16 protein-coding genes are annotated in these 19530 nt (G+C 71.1%); 3 read left to right on the plus strand and 13 right to left on the minus strand.

Annotated elements, in window-relative coordinates:
* Nucleotides 1-50: 50 nt before the first annotated feature.
* The 3 genes from ACFPIJ_RS10755 to ACFPIJ_RS10765 are packed head-to-tail and all read right to left on the minus strand — an operon-like array spanning nucleotide 51 to nucleotide 2287.
* Nucleotides 51-623 carry a copper resistance CopC family protein gene (locus tag ACFPIJ_RS10755; RefSeq protein ID WP_380114567.1) on the minus strand — a complete coding sequence of 191 codons (573 nt, stop codon included), beginning with the start codon at nucleotides 621-623 and terminating at the stop codon, nucleotides 51-53.
* A gap of 51 nt (nucleotides 624-674) precedes the next feature.
* Nucleotides 675-1241 (minus strand): carboxymuconolactone decarboxylase family protein, encoded by a 567-nt coding sequence (locus tag ACFPIJ_RS10760; protein ID WP_380114568.1) that lies wholly within the window; start codon nucleotides 1239-1241, stop codon nucleotides 675-677.
* Between the two features lie 53 nt (nucleotides 1242-1294).
* Nucleotides 1295-2287, minus strand: a complete 993-nt coding sequence (locus tag ACFPIJ_RS10765; protein ID WP_380114569.1) for a hypothetical protein — start codon at nucleotides 2285-2287, stop codon at nucleotides 1295-1297.
* A gap of 222 nt (nucleotides 2288-2509) precedes the next feature.
* On the opposite strand from ACFPIJ_RS10765, the gene ACFPIJ_RS10770 reads away from it, so the two are divergent.
* The gene (locus ACFPIJ_RS10770) at nucleotides 2510-3079 is read left to right on the plus strand and encodes a hypothetical protein (RefSeq protein ID WP_380114570.1); all 570 of its coding nucleotides are present in this window, start codon (nucleotides 2510-2512) and stop codon (nucleotides 3077-3079) included.
* Nucleotides 3080-3132: 53 nt separating this feature from the next.
* Here ACFPIJ_RS10770 and ACFPIJ_RS10775 read toward each other — a convergent pair whose 3' ends face one another.
* Both ACFPIJ_RS10775 and ACFPIJ_RS10780 read right to left on the minus strand, forming a co-directional pair.
* Nucleotides 3133-3669 (minus strand): hypothetical protein, encoded by a 537-nt coding sequence (locus tag ACFPIJ_RS10775; RefSeq protein WP_380114571.1) that lies wholly within the window; start codon nucleotides 3667-3669, stop codon nucleotides 3133-3135.
* Nucleotides 3670-3702: 33 nt separating this feature from the next.
* Entirely contained in the window at nucleotides 3703-4599 is an 897-nt protein-coding gene (locus tag ACFPIJ_RS10780) for an aldo/keto reductase (protein ID WP_380114572.1), read from the minus strand.
* Between the two features lie 159 nt (nucleotides 4600-4758).
* On the opposite strand from ACFPIJ_RS10780, the gene ACFPIJ_RS10785 reads away from it, so the two are divergent.
* Complete coding sequence (locus ACFPIJ_RS10785) at nucleotides 4759-5235, plus strand: DUF4279 domain-containing protein (RefSeq protein WP_380114573.1); 477 nt, start codon at nucleotides 4759-4761, stop codon at nucleotides 5233-5235.
* Between the two features lie 35 nt (nucleotides 5236-5270).
* On the opposite strand, the gene ACFPIJ_RS10790 is transcribed toward ACFPIJ_RS10785, so the two are convergent.
* From ACFPIJ_RS10790 to ACFPIJ_RS10800, 3 genes are all read right to left on the minus strand, one after another.
* The gene (locus tag ACFPIJ_RS10790; protein ID WP_380114574.1) at nucleotides 5271-5687 is read right to left on the minus strand and encodes a YunG family protein; all 417 of its coding nucleotides are present in this window, start codon (nucleotides 5685-5687) and stop codon (nucleotides 5271-5273) included.
* Nucleotides 5688-5796: 109 nt separating this feature from the next.
* Nucleotides 5797-6843: an enediyne biosynthesis protein gene (locus ACFPIJ_RS10795; protein ID WP_380114575.1), complete on the minus strand. Its 1047-nt coding sequence runs from the start codon at nucleotides 6841-6843 to the stop codon at nucleotides 5797-5799.
* Nucleotides 6840-8996 carry a CRTAC1 family protein gene (locus tag ACFPIJ_RS10800; RefSeq protein WP_380114576.1) on the minus strand — a complete coding sequence of 719 codons (2157 nt, stop codon included), beginning with the start codon at nucleotides 8994-8996 and terminating at the stop codon, nucleotides 6840-6842. The genes ACFPIJ_RS10795 and ACFPIJ_RS10800 overlap by 4 nt, the downstream gene beginning before the upstream one ends.
* A 327-nt stretch (nucleotides 8997-9323) precedes the next feature.
* On the opposite strand from ACFPIJ_RS10800, the gene ACFPIJ_RS10805 reads away from it, so the two are divergent.
* Complete coding sequence (locus ACFPIJ_RS10805; protein WP_380114763.1) at nucleotides 9324-10070, plus strand: helix-turn-helix transcriptional regulator; 747 nt, start codon at nucleotides 9324-9326, stop codon at nucleotides 10068-10070.
* Nucleotides 10071-10164: 94 nt separating this feature from the next.
* Here ACFPIJ_RS10805 and ACFPIJ_RS10810 read toward each other — a convergent pair whose 3' ends face one another.
* Genes ACFPIJ_RS10810 through ACFPIJ_RS10830 form a run of 5 tightly spaced genes read right to left on the minus strand, consistent with a single transcriptional unit; the run spans nucleotide 10165 to nucleotide 19336 of the window.
* On the minus strand, nucleotides 10165-11538 hold the full coding sequence (locus ACFPIJ_RS10810; protein WP_380114577.1) for a cytochrome P450: 1374 nt from the start codon (nucleotides 11536-11538) through the stop codon (nucleotides 10165-10167).
* A gap of 4 nt (nucleotides 11539-11542) precedes the next feature.
* Nucleotides 11543-12058: a flavin reductase family protein gene (locus ACFPIJ_RS10815; protein ID WP_380114578.1), complete on the minus strand. Its 516-nt coding sequence runs from the start codon at nucleotides 12056-12058 to the stop codon at nucleotides 11543-11545.
* 29 nt (nucleotides 12059-12087) lie between these two features.
* Nucleotides 12088-12513 carry an acyl-CoA thioesterase gene (locus ACFPIJ_RS10820; protein WP_380114579.1) on the minus strand — a complete coding sequence of 142 codons (426 nt, stop codon included), beginning with the start codon at nucleotides 12511-12513 and terminating at the stop codon, nucleotides 12088-12090.
* Nucleotides 12514-12518: 5 nt separating this feature from the next.
* Nucleotides 12519-18362, minus strand: coding sequence for a type I polyketide synthase (locus ACFPIJ_RS10825; RefSeq protein ID WP_380114580.1), 5844 nt, complete (start codon nucleotides 18360-18362; stop codon nucleotides 12519-12521).
* On the minus strand, nucleotides 18359-19336 hold the full coding sequence (locus tag ACFPIJ_RS10830; protein ID WP_380114581.1) for a DUF1702 family protein: 978 nt from the start codon (nucleotides 19334-19336) through the stop codon (nucleotides 18359-18361). The genes ACFPIJ_RS10825 and ACFPIJ_RS10830 overlap by 4 nt, the downstream gene beginning before the upstream one ends.
* Between the last annotated feature and the right edge of the window lie 194 nt (nucleotides 19337-19530).

Consider the following 19530-nt stretch of genomic DNA (forward strand, 5'->3'; position numbering starts at 1 on the left):
GACAGCGCGAGGCGTGCCCGGGCTCATCGGGCACGCCTTTGCGCTGAGCGTCACTCCGCCACTGGGTCGCGGCCGGACAGGCGCCGGCGTGCCTGGGACCGCGGCCCGGGCCTGCTGATCAGCAGCAGCAGCACACCGAACACGACGGCGCCGTCGACGATCAGCAGGATCGCGTTCAACGGATCGATGCCGTGCTGATGGGTCTCCGGCGCCGCGTTGGCGGGCCGGGCCGCCGGCGGTGCGCCGGTGCCGACGCTGAAGCTGAGCTGTCCCACCGCTTCCTCGCCGTTGCTGAGCACGACGTGGTACGTGACGGTGAAGTCGCCGACGCCCTGCACGGTCACCGGCCGCCGCAGCACGTGCCCGGCCGCCGTGAGGTCGCCGCCGGCCACCTCGGCGCCGCCGCCGTCGCGCACGCTCAGGTGCGACAGCGCCGGGTCCGGCGCGCCGGACATCGACAGTTCGATCCGGTCGGGCGGCGTGGACAGGGCGGCCCCGTCGGCCGGTGCCGTGCTCACCACGGCCGGCCGGCGTGCCCACGCGGCCGTCGGGGACAGCAGACCTGCCCCGCCCGCCAGGGCCAGCGCGACGCAGCCGACGATCCGGAGTGCGGTGCGTGTCATCATCGTCATCCGCCTTTCGCGGGGGAGCCGGCTGCGCCGGCGGGGGACAGCTCAACCGGTCGCGGGACTCGCGGCCGCCGCCCCGTAGCCGAACCGGACGATCAGCTCGGTGGACGCGGCGTAGGCGTCGGGGTCCTGCGGTGCGAACGTGCCGAGCCCGTCCACGTACCGGTTGAACATGCAGAACGCCGCGGCGATGAGGACCGTGTCGTGGATCTCCACGTCGGTGGCTCCCAGCGCACGGGCGTCGCCGATCATCGCGGGCGTCACCTCGCGACCGGAGACCTGGACGGCGCCGGCGATGCGCAGCAGCGCGCGCAGCTTCGCCGAGATCGGCGCCCGGTCGGGGTTCGCGCGCACCTGGTCGACCAGCGGCATGCCCTGGTCGAGCTGGGCCGCGGCGAACGCGGAGTGCGACGAGCAGCAGAACTTGCAGTGGTTGAGGCCGGACACGTACGCCGCGATGAGCTCCCGCTCGCCGGGCGGCAACGAGTTCGGCGCCCGGAGCAGGACCTCCGCGAGCTCATTGAGCGGCTTCGCGGTCTCCGGGCGGTACCGCATCGGGCCGGTGATGCCGGGCGCCGTCTTCTCGTCGACGCCGAGGTCGATGTAAGCCATGTCGTGCTCACCTCCGGTGGCTCGCGAGGCCGCGAGCCCGTTGATTGGTCGGGTCAGGCGTTCCACGGTGCGGTGGGGAACCACACATAGCCGAAACGGCCCAGCAGCCGCAGCTCCCAGTACCCGAGCATGAACACCGCCGCGATCAGGAACGCCCCGGCGGTCAACGCCGTGATGCGCGCCGGACGCGTCGCCAGCCAGCGGCGCAGCCGCCCGCCGATCAGGTACGACAGGGCCACGAACAGCAATGCCATGACCACGATGTTGCCGATGGACTGCAGCGTGAACGCGAACGCGCCGTACAGCGGGTCGTGGGTCTCCGCCGCGTGCCGGAACATCGTCCGGAACAGCGGGTACGGGCGCCCGATCAGCAACCCGCCGATGAGCACGCCCATCAGCACCAGCGGCGCGTTCGGGAAGCGGCGCGACACCGGGCCGAGCGGGTCCGGGATGTACTTCAGCGACGACAGACCCATGATCAGCATGACCAGCCCGATGATCCCGAACACGATCATCGCCTGCAGGATGCGCGGGCTGACGCTGCCGAAGGACGCGGTGGAGAACTGCGGCATGCGCGTGCCGACGAGGCCGACGATCGCGCCGTACACCGCGGACACCGGGATCATGCCGACCGCCAGCCAGCCCAGCGGCCGCAGCGTCTGCAGCAGCCGCTGCGAGCGGCTCGCGGTGTGGCCGACCATGGGCGTGACCGCACCGAAGACGGCGATGTTGCAGGCGGTGAACGAGCCGGCCAGCCCGGTTACGAACGCGAACAGGATCCCGGCGCCGATGCCGTCGATCGGGGTGGTGCTGGCGTCGTGGCCGAGGATGCCGTTGGCGACGTTGAACCCGATCTCGCGGTCCACGAGCTCGGAGGACCAGGCGTAGGCGATGAACAGGCCGACCGCCACGCTGACCAGCAGCACCAGCCAGCGCCGCCGGGGCAGGATGCCGTTGACGAACAACGAGGTCTGGCCCGGGGGAAACGGGTCGGTGGACCGGTCGTGGGCGACGACCGGGGTCGGGACTTGGCGCGTCTGCGTCACGGTGGAACTCCTTCTGGCAGGAAACCGTGGTTGTCGCGGTTCTGCGCCCGGCAGAGCCAGCGACTCTGTGCCCATTGCACCCCGCCCGGCGGCGATCCCGGTTCTCCTGCCTTGCTCTGCGACGCGGCGCGGCTGCACACCGCACGCTCGAAGAGGCCCCGCGCGGGCACGCGGCCTTAGCTTCGGTGGTAGTCACCCATCCCTGAGGAAGGAGGTTGACCTGTGCGTCTCACAGCGGCGCTCAACGGCAGGCATCACCAGGCCGCGCTCAACACGTTCATGGTGGTCGTGCTCGCACACTGGGCCGAGCACCTCGTGCAGGCCTGGCAGATCTGGGTGTTGCACTGGCCCCGGCCCAAGGCACGCGGCCTGCTCGGCGAACCGTTCCCGTGGCTCGTGACGTCCGAATGGATGCACTACGGGTATGCCCTGGTCATGCTCATCGGGCTGTTCCTGCTGCGACCCGGCTTCGTCGGCCGCGCCCGCACCTGGTGGACGGTGGCGCTGGCGATCCAGTTCTGGCACCACATCGAGCACCTCCTGCTGCTCATCCAGGTGCAAACGCATCACAACTTCTGGGGCCAGCCGGTGCCGACCAGCGTGCTGCAGCTGGCCTTCCAGCGGGTCGAGCTGCACCTGTTCTACAACTCGATCGTCTTCGTCCCGATGGTGATCGCGATGTACCTGCACCTGCGCCCCAACCCGCGCGAACTGCGAGCGATGGACTGCTCGTGCACCGGCCTCCCGGTGGGGTCACGAGGATTCCGCGAACCGGTCCCGACCGGCGCGTAGAAAGCTCGACCGCGAACGGACCGACGACCTCAGTCGTCGGTCCGTTTCGTGCCTCACGGCAGCAGTTTGCGCACTTCCATCCAGACGACGAGTCGGTCCTTGACCGGGCCGGGCTGCAGGATGTCGACGAACCTTTCCACGTGGGCCGTCAGGTTCTTGTGCCAGCGTAGCTCGCGGATCTGTTCGATCGGGAGGTTGTGCCAGCCCGCGGATCTCGTGCGGGCGTCGTCGGGATCGGTGGTGAGCGCCGCGAGGGTGTCGGCGGCGAGGACCTCGGGGTCCCAGTCCGGGTCCGCATCAGGGCCGAGATGCTCGATGACCCAGGTGCGGAGCATGAAAGCATTGTTGGCGATCCGGGTGCGGTCCGATGGGCCGTCGCAGGGCAGCCGTTCGTTGGCACGCAGGGACAGCTTGGCCCACCGCAGGCGCACGTGCCGTGGTTCGTCGTCGTAGTAGGCGTGAACTTGAGCGATCTCTCGGACCTGATTCAGCACCTCGCCGTGCGTGGTGGCGGCGAAGGCTTCGAGGCGTTCGATGGTCCAGCCGTCGAGGTCCCGGATCGGTCCGCCGCGACCTGCGTCCTCGTTCAACGTTCCTCATCTCTGACGGTGGGCAGGTGATTATCAGCCGAGCCTGGCCAACTCGTCGGCGGACAGTCTCAGCGCGCCGGCAGCGATGTTCTCCACGAGGTGGTCAGGGTCGCCGGTGCCGGGGATGGCCAGCACGTGCGGTCCCTGGTGCAGGGACCAGGCCAGGCGGATCTGGTGCGCCGTCGCCGCATGGGCGGCGGCGACGGCGCGGATGGCTTCGCTGTGGTCGCGGGTCGCGCCGCCCTCGCGCTGCGCGCCGGCGATCGCGAAGAACGGCACGAACGCGACTCCTCGCTGTCCGCAAATCTTGAGGAGCTCGTCATCGGTCCGGTTGATGTCGATCGCGTAGCTGTTCTGGACACCCACGACAGGCGCGATGGCCTGCGCCTCGTCGAGATGGTCCAGATGGACGTTGGACAGCCCGAGGTGGCGGATCAGCCCGGCGTCACGCAGCTGTGCGAGGGCGCCGAAACGCTCCGCGAGCGAATCCCGGCCCGATCGCTTCATGATCCGCAGATTCACCACGTCGAGGTGGTCGCGGCCGAGGCGGCGGAGGTTCTCTTCGACCTGGCGTCGCAACTGGGCAGCGGTGGTTGCCTCGTAGAAGCCGGTCGAGGGGTCATCGCCGGGCCCGACCTTGGTCGCGATGACGAGGTCGTCCGGGTATGGCGCGAGCGCTCGGCGGATCAGATCGGTCGCGTAACGGACCGGGCCGGTTCCGACGTTGAGGGTGCCGCCAGGGGAGAGGTAGAAGGCGGCGGTGTCGATGTGGTTCACGCCGAGTTCGACCGCCCGGCGCAGCACCCTGATCGCGAGCTCCCGGTCGGGGTTCGCGGTGATGCGCATCGAGCCGAAGCCCATCCGGTTGACGGTGCGGTCGCCGAGCGTCCAGGTATCCGCGGCTGACGCCGTGATGTCGTCGGAACGCATCCGGCGAAGTTAGCCGACAGGTGTTGAGCTGCGCAGTCGGTTTCACACCCGATACCGGAACGCGCTCGGCCCCGGTAGGTTCTACTGTGCTGGGTGAGCCTGCGAGGTCCCGTCCGATAATGAGGTACCTCGGACCAGGACAGCCCCTATCCTTCACCCGTGCCGGTCAACCAGTATGCCTACTTTGCGCTGTCGAGCCGCAGCACTTCCGCAGCAGAGATGGCAACCATCCTCGGGCTCGAACCCGACGAGACCACCGTCCGCGGCAGCCGCATCGCCGAGCCCAACGCCGTCCCCGTCCTTCACCGTTGGAAGATTGTCTGCCGCGAGCCGGGGCTCTGCGTTGACGAGCAGATTGCGCGCGTCCTGGCACGACTCGCGCCGCACACTGCGGCGATCGCCGCACTCGCCACTCGCTTGGACAACGAGGAGCCAGGGCCTGCCGCCGTTCTGGAAGTCGTGCGCTACTTCAACGACCGGGAGGCCGAGCAGCACCGCCGTAGCGATGCCACCGCTGATGCCCCGAACCTGTTCGGTTGGCATCTCGACCGCGAGGTCCTCGACTTCCTGCAGGCCACTGGAGCAGTCCTGGACGTCGACGAGTACGACCTGACGTCGGGCGATGCCGAGGCCTGAGCCTCATCCAGAGCACCGGAACAGCCAGCTCAAGGTCAGGTGAGCGCCGACGTGGATGGGGTGAGCGGCAGTCCGAGTGCTGTGAAGACTCGATACCGCAGCAGTTCCCACTGCTCAACGCAGCGGCCAGGACGCATGCCCTCCGGTGGTGCAACGACCCAGCCGACACCCACCACCTCATCCGCGTCGAACTGGCAACGGGTGAGGTCGATGTCGAGGCCGGTCGGCAGGCGGTTCCAGTAGTGGCCGCCGATGCGCACACCGGTGTGGTGAACATCGGCGCGCACGAGGTCACCGCCGAGGATTTCGCACAGGACCAGGGACGTCGGACCGCACTGACCGCGTGCCGGGTTGCGGACGCTCCACGCCGGAAGTTCCTCGGGCATGCACGTGTCGGCGCTCCACGCTTCGAAAAAGGCCTGTTCGATCGCAGCCAACGTCCACGACGACATCACCGCATTATGCCGGGGCAACCGACAACACCTTGTCCGTTGGGGGTGGCGCACGCGAGAAGCCCGGCACGGCCTGTGGGGCGGCCGTGCCGGGCTGTTGGGGGACGGGTCAGGGGGTGGCGGGCAGGGCGACCGCGGCCGGCGGGGACGCCGGTTCCAGGGTGCCGTCGTCCTTTGCTGTCTGGCGTTCGCGGCGCCGTTCGAGCAGCCACCGGCCCCACCAGAACAGGCCCCGGGCGAGGCAGACGATCGTCACCGCGAAGAACAGGGTGTACACCACGTTGAAGACCATCAGTGCGCCGTACACCATGCCGACGCTGGAGCCGAACATGAACTGGTCGCGTGCGTTGGTCGGGGTGGTGCCCGGATCGGTGATCATGTAGTTGGTGAAGAGGATGAAGGCCACCCCCGTCATCGGCACCAGCGCCGCCCAGAGCGCGACGTCCCACACGTAGTGCCGGATCAGGGCCTGGATGACGAACGATCCGACCCAGCCGACGATGAGCGCCACCTTCTTCGTCAGCATCGCGTTGAGGATCGTGCCGGCGGTGAGGATGACCACCGGGATGACGATCCGGATCACGTCCGGCACGTTCTCCGTGAAGTGGTACGGCGGGGCGATGTTCACCCAGGAGAAGGCGAGCAGCGTCACCGTGATGCCGAAGTTCGACGGGTTCATGAAGTGGCGCAGGCGGCCCTTGATTGGCGCCTGCAGGACGGCCTTCTGGCCCACCGAGACGACGACTGCGAACGCGATCGGCCAGAAGAGGTCGTTGGCGTAGAGCAGCATGTTCGCCGCCAGTGCGGTGATGTGCGTGGGCAGCAGGAACGTGTACATGCCCCAGGCGCCGTTGCCCGCGAAGCCGGGTCGCCGTTTGTTGGCCCAGGCGGCGATCAGCTCGACGGTGATCTCCGTGGTGTAGCCGACCGCCAACGCGAAGAGCGGCCAGGTCCACGGCTGCTCGAAGCCGAAGACGGTGTACCCCAGGATGTTGAAGATGCTCATCGAGATGGCGAAGTTGCGCAGCGCCAGGTACCGCGGGTCGCGCTTGTCCACGCGCGGCGGCGCGGGCCGCTCGGCCTTCTCGACGGGTCGTTCCGTGGGCCGTTCGACCGGTGTGTCGACGGTCGTCCGGATCTCTTGCACGTCGGTCATGACGCCTGCACCTTCCGGGCTTGATCGGTCAGCATGAGGTCGTGCCAGCCGGCGGCCAGGTCGAGCGTCTGCCGGTGGGTGGCGCCGCTGGTGTCGCGCCAGCTCAGCTCGGCCGAGACGGGCTTCGTGCCGGCGGTGCCGAGGCCGAAGAAGACGTCGAAGCTGCGCCGGCCGGCGTGGCCGCCGCCGCCGTCGACCTGCGCGACCTGGGTGCGGCCGTCGGAGGTGACGATCCGGACCTGCGCGCCGTAGGCGGGGGTGCCGGGACTTCCGGCGTCGCCGGTGGCCGTGCCCTCAGCCGCGCCGGTGGTGTCGGTGGCCGTGCCCTCAGCCGCGCCGGTGGTGTCGGTGGCCGTGCCGGTCGTGCCGGTGGTGGTGTTCCCGGTGGTGGTGGTCTCAGCCGGCCGGTACAGGCGCAGGCCGAGGAAGTTGTCGTTGCCGGCCTTGCCGTTGCGGTAGTACGCCGGCGCGCCCCACTGCCGGGCGACGGCGAAGTCCTGCCCGCCGTCGGCGTTGGTGTCGGCCACGGCCACGCCGCGGGTGGGCGTGTCGATGCCGAAGCCGAGCTCCGGGCTCAGGTCGACGTAGCGGCCGTTGTCCTCGCGGACCCAGAACGCCATCGGGTTGGAGCCGGAGATGTCGTCGCCGGGCACCGCCTTCGGCCACATGTCCGGCTCCTGCAGCATCAGGTCGTTGCTCATCGCGAGCTCCTGCAGCCAGTTGAACCGGTTGATGTCGCCCTTGACGAAGCCGCACGTCTGCACGATGGACAGCCGGCCGCTGTTGTCGAAGTCGGCCATCTTGGCGTCCCAGCCCCAGCCGACCCAGGCCAGGTTCATCGACGCGGCCTTGTTGTCGAACGGCGCCACGCCGTCCTCCAGCTTCTTGCGGGCGTCGGCGGGGGTGGCCGCGTTGTTGTGCCAGACCATGTTGCTCTCCTCCAGGCCCCAGGACTGGGTGATGTTGGAGACGAACATGTCGAAGCGGCCGGTGCCCTCGAGGTCGGCGAAGTCGATCGCCATGCCCTTGAACGAGTCGTGGCCCACCACGAGCGACTTCGGGGTCAGCGGTCCTCGCTTGCCCTCGGCGAGCTCGAAGCTGATGCGCCCGGGCTTGGAGGTGTTGTGGAAGAAGCGGTCGTTGCCGAAGTCGTTGGCCAGGTACAGCTCGGGCAGCAGGTCACCGTCGAGGTCCGCGGAGGCCGCGGCGAGGGTCCAGCCGCTGGCGTAGCGCGGGTCGAGGGCCACCTGCTCCTCGTAGGTCACTGACGGCGTGGCGCCGCCGGTGGCGGACTTGAAGCGCAGCACGTGCGCGCCGCCGGCGTTCTTGGCGCGGGACATCGAGTGGTTCATCTGCACGTTCGGCAGGCCCTGGGTGTCGAGCACCTGGGTGTCCGGGAAGTAGTTGAACACGCCGATGTCCGGGTGCCCGTCACCGTCGAAGTCGGCGACCGCCACGGCGTTGGTGTTCCACAGTGGACCGGTGTAGATCCCGTCGGCCGTCGCGGCCTGGGGCACCAGCTCGACCGGCTGGAACGCCGCCAGGTTGAGCGTGTCCGCATCCTGGCGGTGCAGGTACAGCACCGGCGTGCGGCCCCAGTAGTTGACCAGCAGGTCCATCCGCCCGTCGCTGTTGAAGTCGCCGGGCGTGCAGCCCATCGGCGCGATGGCCGGGCCCATCGGCAGCGGCGCGGGGTTGAGCACGAAGGGCTGGTAGGTGGCGCCGCTGTCCGGCGCGGGTGTGACGATGGCCTCGTCGCTGCGGGTGTCCACCAGGCACAGGTCGTTGGCGGTGCCGTCGTCATCGATGTCGTTGACCGCGATGGCGGCGCCGACGGAGGAGATCCATGACTGGATGTGTTCGTACTTCGGGTTGACCTTGCGGACGCTCTGCTGCGGTAGCCCTGGCGGCAGCGCGATCGGCAGTTCGGTGAAGCGGAACCGTGACGCCATCGTCGCGCGGTCCTCGGCCGACGCGGACGGCAGTCGCGCGAAGGCGTAGAGCCCACCGACGAGGACGAGGACGAAGAGCGCGGGTAGGAGGCGGCGCAGCACGCCGACGGGTTGTGATGACAACAGTCCCCCTCGGGCAATTTGTGAATGGTGGCGCACGGCGCACGGCGCACCGCGACACGCATTTCTTGGCCTTAGCAATCGTCGTTGCGGGCGGGTCGCCGCGTCATCTCGAATATTGCTCAGTGGCATTTCAGATAGTGAAGATTGACGATGCAGTCTGTTGAGCGTTTGCCCCTCCGAGGGGGGCTCCGTTAGCATCGAGAAGTATCAGTGGAGATCACCCGGCGGTGCCGTCGGTGTGATCGCTTGGCCTGGTCCGCGGTGGGTCCAGGGCGGGCTGCGCTGACAATGTTGCGGTGTCGGGTGATTCTCGGCACAGGTTGCGCTGAATCGTGCGCGTCAAACGGATTAGGGGCATCCGGAGTGAACCAGAACGAGCTCGCGGTCCGGCGGGCGATCCTTACCATGCGGTCGAGTCTCGGTGAACCACTCACGGTGGAGGACATAGCGCGCACCGCGCTGTTCAGCAAATTTCATTTCACTCGAATCTTCGAACAGGTCACCGGGGTCTCCCCGGGCCGGTTCCTGTCGGCGGTGCGGATACAGGAGGCCAAACGCCTGCTGATCACCACGTCGCTGAATGTGGCCGAGGTCAGCCACCGGGTCGGGTACACGAGCGTCGGGACCTTCAGCACCACGTTCAGCCGGAGCGTCGGGGTGTGCCCCTCGAGGTACCGCCGGATGCGCGGCTACGCCGGGGTCGTCGAGCAGCCCGGCGACGACCCGCGCGAGCCCGGTGGCACGGTGACGGGCTGCGTCCTGCGCGGTCCGACCGGACCGTTCCGGCCCACCCGGCGCTCGGAACTGACCTTCCTCGGGCTGTTCAGCGATCGGATCCCGCAGGGCCGGCCGGTGCGGTGCGTCGTGCTCGCCGCGCCCGGGCCCTACCGCATCGACGGGGTGCCGGAGGGCCGGTGGCACGTGCTGACGCACGCCGTGGCCGCCGGGCCGGAGCAGGACGCGGACCACCCGCCAGCGGAAGGGCTCCGCGTCGGCGCCTGCGGTCCGGTCACGGTCCGTCCGGGCGCCTGCGTCACCGGCGCCGATGTGCGGCTCAACCCGGCGCGGTTGACCGACCCGCCGGTCCTGCTGCCGATGCTCGACGCGCGCTGGGCGATCCGCCGGCTGGACATGCAGGCCGCCTCGGCGTGAACCGGCCCGGCGCCTGCGACGCCGGGCCGGGCCACCCAGAGGCCACCAGAAGCCCGGAAGCCACCAGAAGTCCGGACGCCACCTGAACCGCGCCTCATCGCAGGGCGCGCACCGTCATCGGCAGGCCGCCGCGGATCCGCAGCGACAGCATCGGCTCAGGCACGACCTCGTGCGAGGGCAGCTTCGTCAGCTCCAGGTCGCGGGCCAGCACCGCGATCACGAACGCGGCCTCCATCATCCCGAGATGGTTGCCGACGCAGAACCGCGGCCCGGCGCCGAACGGAATGTAGGCGTACCGCGGGCGGCCCGACGAGACGTCCGGGTTGAACCGTTCCGGGTCGAACCGTTCGGGGTCCTCCCAGAAGCGCGGGTGCCGGTGCAGCGTGAACGGGCAGACGAGCAGGTCGGCGCCCGCTGGCACGTGGTAGCCGCCGACGACGTCGTCGGCGAGGGCCTTGCGGGGCAGCAGCCACACCGGCGGGTAGAGCCGCATGACCTCCTCAAGGACCATCGAGGTGTACCGCAGCCGGGTCAGGTCCTCGTACACCGGCAGGCGGTCGCCGAGCACCTCCTGCGCCTCGGCGCGCAACCGCTCCCGCACCTCCGGATGGCGGTCGATGAGGTACAGCGTCCAGCTCAGCGTGCTCGCGGTGGTCTCATGACCGGCGAGCAGCAGCGTGACCAGCTCGTCGCGCAGCCGCTCCCGGCCGACCCGCGGGTCGCTCTCCCGGCCGGCGGACTCGATGAGCCGCGACAGCACGTCCACGCGGTCGGCGGCGGCCGGGTCCGCGGTCCGGTCGGCGACCAGCCGGTCGACGATGCCCTGCAGGTGGCGGCGGGCCCGCCGGAAGCGCAGCTGGCGCGGCAGCGGCACCCACGTCGGCACCGCGCTGAGCGACTCCAGCTCGAACATCGCCTGGTCCTGGACCGCGGCGAAGTCCGCGCCGATGCCGCGGAACGTGCCGAGGTCGGCGTCGAGCAGGGTCCGGCCGAGCACGCCGAGCGTCAGCCCGGTCATCTCCTGCGGGACGTCCACCGGCCCGGCCGCGGCGCGCGCCCGCAGCCGGTCGGCCAGCGCGCCCGCCTCCGCGGCGATGACGCCGGCCTGCTCGGCGATGCGGCGGCTCTGGAACGCCGGCTGGATCACCTTGCGCTGCTTGCGCCACAGCTCGCCCTCGCTGGTGAGCAGGCCGTCGCCGAGCGCCTTCTTGGCGTGCACCAGGCCGATGCCCTTGTGGTAGTTGGCGGCGTTGTCGGCCAGCACGTGCTTGGCAGTGTCGGGATGGTTGAAGAAGTACAGCTCCTTCGGGCCGACCGGCAGCCGGGACGCGTCGCCGTAGCTGTCCACGGCCGACGTCATCATCCCGATCCGGTCGCGGGACATCACCATGAGCATCCGCATCGCGGCGGAGCGCGGCGGGCCGGGCGGTGTGCGCCGGGCGGTGTCCATTGTGGTCGTTGGGGTCATGGGTTCATCCCGTCGATGTCGGGTTCAGTTGGCAGAACCGGCCGCACAGGAACAGCAGGGCGTCCTCCTCGGAGCGGCGCTGCACCTGCACCGGCACCCCAAGGAAGATCGAGTGGTCGCCGCCGTCGTAGGTGCGCCACAGGTCGCATTCGATGTGCGCAAAGGCGTCGGCGATGAGCGGCGCGCCGGTGCACTCGCCGGGCGCCCACTCGACGGCGTCGAACTGTGCGCGCCCGAGCGGGCGGCTGTGGTCGGCGAAGTACCGTGCGACCGGTTCCTGCTGCGACGCCAGCACGTTGACCGCGAACCCGCCGGCCTCGGCGAGCGAGTCATGCATGATGGCGTCGCGTTTGACGCACACCAGGACGAGTGGCGGGTCCATCGACACGGTGGTGAACGAGTTCGCCGTCATCCCGTGCGGGGACTGGCCGCCGACGGTCAGGACCGTGACGCCGGTGGCGAACGTGCCGAAGACCTGACGTAGCGTCGACGTGTCGGCCGGGTCGGGGTGCACTTTCACGTTTGACCTCCTGCTGGACCGCAACGGTGTCACTGGTAGGGCTTGAGCGCGTCGGTGAGGGATTGCGGCACGCGGGTCGGTGCCGTGCGGGTGTTCGGCCCGCGCATGCACGCCACCCGCTGGGAGCCCCGGGCGACGAGCGTCTCGCCGCCGCCCGGGTCCAGCCGCACGTAGTCGAAGCCGAATTCGAGCTGGGTCTGGGCGAGCTCCACCAACCGCATCCGGACTGCGAGCTCGTCGAAGGCGGTGATCTCGGCGAAGAACTCGCAATCCACGCGCAGCGTGAAGAGCTTCAGGTCGTCCCGGAGCTCGGCCAGCACCTCCGGCGCGTGCTCCTTGAGGAACAGCTCCCGGCACCGGCCCTGCCAGCGCAGGTAGTTGACGTAGTACACGTTGCCGACGAGGTTCGTCTCCTCGAAGCCGACGGTGTGGCGCAGCTCGTAATAGTCGCCCACGGTGATCACCGCCGTCCCTGCGCGAGCACTGCGAACACGACCGGGTCGGTCCCATCGCACACGGTCGTGACGAACGTCGCCACCACCGCGTCGCCGGCGTTGAACACGACCCAGCCGGGCCGGCCGGTGTCGCGCAGCATCAGCGGGCCCTGTGCCGTCGTCAGGCCGGCCTTGTGCAGGCACTCCATCGCCGTCCACACCCGCGTCGCGGCGGTGTCGGTGTTGTCGCCGGTGGCCTCCTCGATCGCCGGGAGGACCTCGGCGTGCCCGTTGAGCATGCGGTTCCACGCGTCGGGCGGCTGGTGGGTCACGGTCTCGGCATCACAGCCGATCACGCCGTCGCCGGCCACGAAGTACGTGAGCCCGGCGGCGTGCGACGCCGACACCGTGCGGCCTCCGGGCACCTCGGGGCGCCCGTCCGGCCGGTAGGCCAGCTCGACGCCGGGGCCGAAGACGCGGCTCGCCGCCTGGCGGGTGCGTTCGCGCCGCCGGGCCACGTGCTCACCGCGTTCGCCGTCGCTGCCGTCAGCGGCGTCGGGGGAGGGGCCGTCGGGTTCCACGACGACCGACACCCGGGCGCCGGCCACGTCCTCGAAGGCCCGCTCCAGGTAGGGGCCGAGCAGCGCCGGCACCCACGGCCCGCCCGCGTCGGTCTTGCGCACCGCCCGCAGCCGCAGGCCCTCCCAGCGCTCCACGACCGTGCCCTCGTCGTCGCGCAGCGCGATGTCGTAGACGTAGGTGTCGCCGTCGCGGCTGCGTTCGGTGGCGCAGTAGCGCAGCGGCTCGTCCCCGGCGATCCGGTCGCCGGCCGGGTAGATGCGGTCGACGCCGGCGGGCAGCAGGGTGGCGTCCGGCACGCAGACCTGGTTGCCGTGCATGAGCGCGTCCCGCACGCCCGGGTCGCCGAGCAGCAGCCCGTCGGGCACGAACCCGGCGAACCAGTCGGTCCCCGGCACCGGCGCCACGGCGGCGTCGACGTCGCGGGCCGCGGCACGGTGGTACTGCCGCACCCGCTGGAACCGCTTGCCCTGGAACATCACCCCGCCGTAGAGGTCGGTGGCCGGGTCGAGCGGGACCGGGGCGAGTCCGTCGGCGGCCTGCGCGGGCGGCCCGTCCGGGGCGCCGCCGCGGTGCAGACCCAGGCGGGCGGTGAAGTGGTCGACCGCGAAGGCCGTCTCCGAGCTGCGGATGGCGACCGTGACCGTGTCGTCGTCGGTCACCACCGCGGCGATGCGCATGGTGGTCCGGCCGTGCGGCGGCACGACGATCGGCCGTTCGAAGCGGATGTCCTCGATGACCGGCACCGCGGCGCCGGGCTCGTCCGGGTCGGTGCCGGTGACGGCGGCGGCGACCTGCGCCATCGCCTCCATCCCGAACACCGCGGGGAAGAGCAGGTTGTCGTCGAGGAAGTGATCGGCGAGGTAGACGTCGGTGCCGACGCTCAGTTCGACCTCGGTGACCAGCTCGACGCCGTGGTAGCGCACGAGCGGCCGCCCCAGGAACCGCAGCAGCGGCAGGTCGGGCAGGTCGCGCCGGATCGTGTCGATGCCCTCGGTGCGCCCGCTGATGACCACGACCGGCGGGGTGGCCGGGTCGACCAGCAGCCGGCGAAGGACGGCGACGCCCTGGTCCGGTGTGACCGGCGTGATGCCGTCGCGGGTGAGGCCCTCCACGACCGACAGCCGCTCGCCCATCCCGACCCCGGACCAGACCGACCACTCCAGGCACAGGCTGCGGCAGCCGGGGTGGCGTCGCCCGATCTCGGTGGTCAGGTCGGCCAGCCACTCGTTGGCGGTCGCGTAGTGCGCCTCGCCGCGCAGGCCGGACCGGCCGATGATGCTGCCGAGCGTCACCAGGAGCTTCAGCTGGTCCCCGCCGACCGCGTCGACGACGGTGCGCAGGCCGTCGACCTTGGGCGCGAACGTGGCCCGGAAGGCGTCGGTGTCGAGGTCGGTGATGCCGGCCGGCTCGTTGCGCCCGGCGCCGTGCAGGATCGCGGTGATCCCGCCCAGCGCCCCGGTGAGCTCGTCGACAGCGCGGCGGACCTGCCCGGGGTCGGTGACGTCGGCGCGGGCGTAGTGCACGGTCACGCCGGCGGCGGCGATGCGCTCGAGGTTGGCGGCCAGCTCCCGGTCCTCGGCCGGGTCGGAGCGGCCGAGCAGCGCCAGGCCGGCGCCGCTGTCCACGGCCATCGCCAGCGCGCACTCGGCGGAGATGCCCTTGCCGCCGCCGGTCACCAGCAGCACGTCGCCGGTGTCGAGGTAGGCCTCGGTGCGGTCGGCCTGCACCGGCAGCGCCCGCAACGTGGGCACGCGGCGGCTGCCGTCGGCGTCGAGGTGCACCTCGGCGAAGCGTTCGGTGGCGGACACCTCGGCGACAAGAACGTCGACATCCACGTCGGTGCCGGTGTGGATGACGGTGGTGCGCACCTGCGGCGCCTCCAGCGACAGCGTCTTGGCCAGGCCGGCCGCGCCCCGATCGTGCTGGACGAGCACGAACCGGGTGCCGGGTCCGCCGCGCAGGGCCGCCTTGGCGGCGGACAGGACCGAGGGCAGCACCGCCTCGCTGGACTGCGGCGGGAGGCAGACCAGCACCCCGTCGCCGAGCCGGGCGTGGTCCAGGGCCGCGCCGAGCCGTTCCGCGAACGGGTGGTCGCTCTCGGCGAACACCTGCCACTGTCCTCGCTCCCCGGCCGCGCCCGGTGCGGGCCGGTCGGTCACGTCGAGGTCGATCCGCCAGGCGCGGACCCACGGCGCGGCGCCGGCCACCTCGGCCGCGGCCGCACCGCCGTCGGTCCCGGCGGCCGCCTCCGTGCCGTCGGTCGTGGCCAGTGTGTCCAGCGCCTCGGCCAGCTCGCTGATCGTCGCCATGGCGAAGTTCGTCGGCAGCTGGGTGGCCGGCACGTTGAGCTGCTGGGTGAGCTGGTTGACCACCTGGCCGACGGTGATCGAGCTCAGGTGCAGGTCGTCCAGGAGCCGGCTGTCCGGCTGGACCAGGTCCAGCGGCAGCTCGGCGCGTTCGGCGGCCATGCGGCGCAGCTGCTCGACGACCGGTTCACCGGACTCGGCCCGCTCCTGGCCGGGTGCCGCCGGCGGCGTCGCGCCGGCCGGGCCGGTGTGCTGCGGCAGCGTCACCGACGGCGCCTGCTCGCACGGGCTCTCGAAGAACCGGAACTCGGCGCCGACCTCCAGGGGCCGGACCAGCCGGCCGTGGAACAGCGCGGCGTCGACGCTCGCGGCGCCGATGGCGTAGGCGGCCCCGACGACGCCGAGCAGGCCGGCGGCCGACTCGTCGTCGGTGTCCAGCGCGACGGCGGGCACGTTGGTCGACTGTTCGGCCAGTGTGCTGAGCACCCGGCCCGGGCCGACCTCGACGAACAGGTCGACGTCCTTGGCGGCCAGGGTGACCGCCTGGTTGAACAGCACCGGGTCGGTGATCTGCTGGTGCAGCAGCGCGGCTACGTCGGTGTCCGGGGCGAGCACGTCGCCGGTGATCGTGGACACGATCTGCCGGTCGACCGGCGCGAAGTGCTCCTCGCGCAGGATCGCGCCGAACGCGTCGGCGGCGGGCGCCACGAGCGGGGAGTGGAAGGCGTGCGAGACCGGTAGGGGCGTGGTGCCGAGCCCGGCGGTGCGGGCCTTGTCGCAGGCGGCCGCGACGGCGTCGGCGGTGCCCGCGACGACGGTCTGGGTGGGGCCGTTGTAGCTGGCGACGACGACCGGCACGGCGGCGATGAGCGGCTCGACGACCTCCGGGGAGGCGGCGATGCTCGCCATCGTGCCGGACGAACTGTGCTCGGCCATGGTGCGGCCGCGCACGGCGGCGATCCGCAGCAGTTCGTCCTCGTCCAGGCTGCCGGCCCAGTGCAGGGCGGCGATCTCGCCGAGGCTGTGACCGACCGCGACGGACGCCTCGATGCCGAGCGTGTTCAGCACCCGCAGGCCTGCCATCGAGCCGGTGACGATGCGCGGCTGAGCCACCTCGGTCGCCACGACGTCCCCGCCGGTCGGCAGGGCGGCGCGCAGGTAGACCTCCTCGGCCTCGGCGAACCGGCGGCGCAGCGCACCGCCGCTGGTGCCGCGGCCGGAGCCCTGGCCCGGGAACAGGAAGCCGATCCGGCGCGGGCCGCTGACGTGGCCGAGCAGGCAGCGCCCGTCGGGGGAGAACATGCGCGTCTCACCGGCCTCGACGGCCTCGCAGACCTTGCGGAGCCGTTCCGCGGCGTCGTCGGGGGAGGAGACCACGACCGCGGCCCGCACCGGCCGGTCGCGCAGTTCCCGGTGCAGCGTGAAGGCGAGGTCGGCCAGCTGTGCGTAGGACAGGCCGGACACGAAGTCGATGAGCCGGTGCAGCCGCTCGACCAGTTCACCGTCGGAGTCCGCGTCGACGAGCAGCAGCTCCATGTCCTGGACCGAGGCGGCCAGCGCCCTGGTGCGGCTGTCGAACGGCACGCGGCGGCGCGGTTTGGGGCTCTCCAGCACGACGTGCGCGTTGATGCCGCCGAAACCCATGGCGGTGATCCCGGCCCGCACGGGCCCGCCGGACGGCCACGGCTCGGCCTTGCGCAGCATCCGCAGCGACGACTCGCCGCCGAGCAGTTCGTGCGGTTCGAAGCAGCCGACGCTGGGCGGCAGCACCTCGTGGTGCACCGCCATCGCCGCCTTGATCAGCCCGGCGACCCCTGCGGCCGCCTTGGTGTGGCCGATCATGCCCTTGATCGAGCCGATCGCGGCCGGCGCGGCATCGGGGTCCGCGGCGGACCTGGCCTGCGACAGCGCGGTGAGCTCGGTGGTGTCGCCGACGCGGGTGCCGGTGCCGTGGCCCTCGAACAGGCCCACCGTCTCGATGCCGAAACCGCTGCGGCCGTACGCCCGGCGCAGCGCGAGCTGGTAGCCGCTCACCTCCGGGCGGGTGATGCCGCCCTTGCCGTCGGAGGAGATGCCCCAGCCAGCGACCGAGGCGTAGATGCGGTGCCCGGCGGCCACCGCCTCCGGCTCGCGCATGAGCACGACCATGCCGCATCCCTCGCCGGGCCAGAAGCCGTTGGACGCCCGGTCGTACACGCGCATCTCGCTGGTGGCCAGCGCGCCGGTCTTGGCGAACCCGATGATTTCGAAGGGGTCGATGGACAGGTCCACGCCACCGGCGACGGCGGTGTCGACCTCGCCGTCCAGGAGCGCCTTGCAGGCCGTGGCGACCGACAGCAGCGACGAGGAGCAGGCGCCGTCGACGGTGTAGCCGCCGCCCTTGAGGTCGAAGTAGTTGCAGATGCGCCCGGCGATGGTGTTGGACAGGGCGCCGGCGAGGGAGTCCTCGCCGATCTCGGGGAACGGGCTCTTGTACGTCGCCTCGAAGCCCGCCAGGAACGTGGCGAGCCGATCGTCGTCCCAGCCCTGCTCCCGCAGCGCGCCCGCCAGCGTCCGCCGCACGTACGGCCAGCGCAGCCGCATCTGGTTGGCGCGGGTGAACTCGCCGGTGAGGCTGTTGCCGACCACGACGCTGGTGCGCTGCCGGGACAGCCCCTCGGCCATCGGGAACCCGGCGTCGGCGAGGGCCTTCGCCGCGGTGTCCAGCGCGAGCCAGTGCGTCAGGTCCGTGGAGCGGTACGTGCTCCCGGCGATCTTGTACGCGATCCGGTCGAACTCGTAGCCGTCGATGACCGCGGCGTTGCGCGCGTAGAACCGGTCCGGGGTGGCCGGATCCGCGTCCCAGTAGTCCTCCAGGCGCATCCGCTCGTCGGGCAGCCGCCGGAACGCCCGCCGCCCGGCGAGCGCGTTCTCCCACAGGTCGCGCGGGGACCGTGCGTCCGGGTACTGGCATGCCATACCCACCACTGCGATTCTGGTCATACTGTGTCGCCCTCCCGTTCGAACACGCCCCGGATCCGCTGCCGCCACGCCTCGTAGTCCGGCTGGTCGCCGCGCAGCCCGGTCGTTGCAATCCGCGCCTCGTCGTTGACCTGCGACGCCTCGGCCGGGGACATGCCGCAGAACACCTTCGTGGCGACCTCGTTGTGCGGCACCACGAGGTCGGCGAGCACCCGGGCGCCGGCGGCGAACGCGGCGCCCTGCGCGACATCGGCGCGGTGCGGACCGGCGGCGTCGCGGAACCATTCCAGCTCGGCGCCGTCCGCGCCGCCGGCGTAGGTGGCCGCGAGCCCGGCGCCGCTGTAGAGGTCGGCGTGCCGGTCGGCCGGGAACCGCTGGATCATCTCGTGGACGCGCTCGGCGTCGGTGCCGCCGACGAACCACATCGCCCGGCCGACACCCTGGTCGATGACCCGGGCGGCGTACCCGGCCGGCCCGCCGACGGGCCACGGGAAGTCCACCTCGCGGTAGTGCTGGTGCACGTACCGGTCCGTCTTGAAGTACGCCTGGTGGAAGCCGTAGCCGTCCAGCACGAGCCAGCGCAGCAGCGGGTCCGGTGCGTGCAGGGTGGACCAGCGCAACCGTGGCAGCCGTGCCATCGCCCAGCCGACACCGACGTAGGCCATGTACACATGCCGGGCGGCGCGGCCGGTCAGGAACGTCTCGACGTGCCGGGTCCCGCCGAGGGGCAGGCCGTCGCGCACGCCGAAGCCCATCGCGGCGCCTTCGTAGGCGAACCCGCGGAACGGTGCCGGCACGCCTTCCAGGCCCACCTCCGCGTCGAGGTCATGCGCGGCCTCGGCCGCGTATGCGTATCCGGTGAGGAACGATCGGCCGACGGTTTCCAGCCGGTCGCGTGCCTCGGCGTTCTTCACGTGGAAGCCGCGTACCGCGAGGCTGGTTTCGCTGACGTCCGGGGTGAGCACCCGCCGCCGCAGTGACCGCCACATACTCATGCGAACTCCTCGATGCGTAGGTTGGCTGCACCCAAGTGTTTCCCCGGTGCCGGTGCGCAGTCTTCTTCGGCAGTGCGGGTTTCCCGCCTCCGTCGTCCGGCGCGACGCCGTTCAAGTATTTATCGATGTCGAAGTCTTGCAACGCGCCGCGGGCGAGTGCGCACAATGCAAGAACCGCAAGAGGGAATACCGGC

It is taken from the genome of Dactylosporangium cerinum (assembly GCF_042653625.1).
GTDB lineage: Bacteria > Actinomycetota > Actinomycetes > Mycobacteriales > Micromonosporaceae > Dactylosporangium > Dactylosporangium cerinum.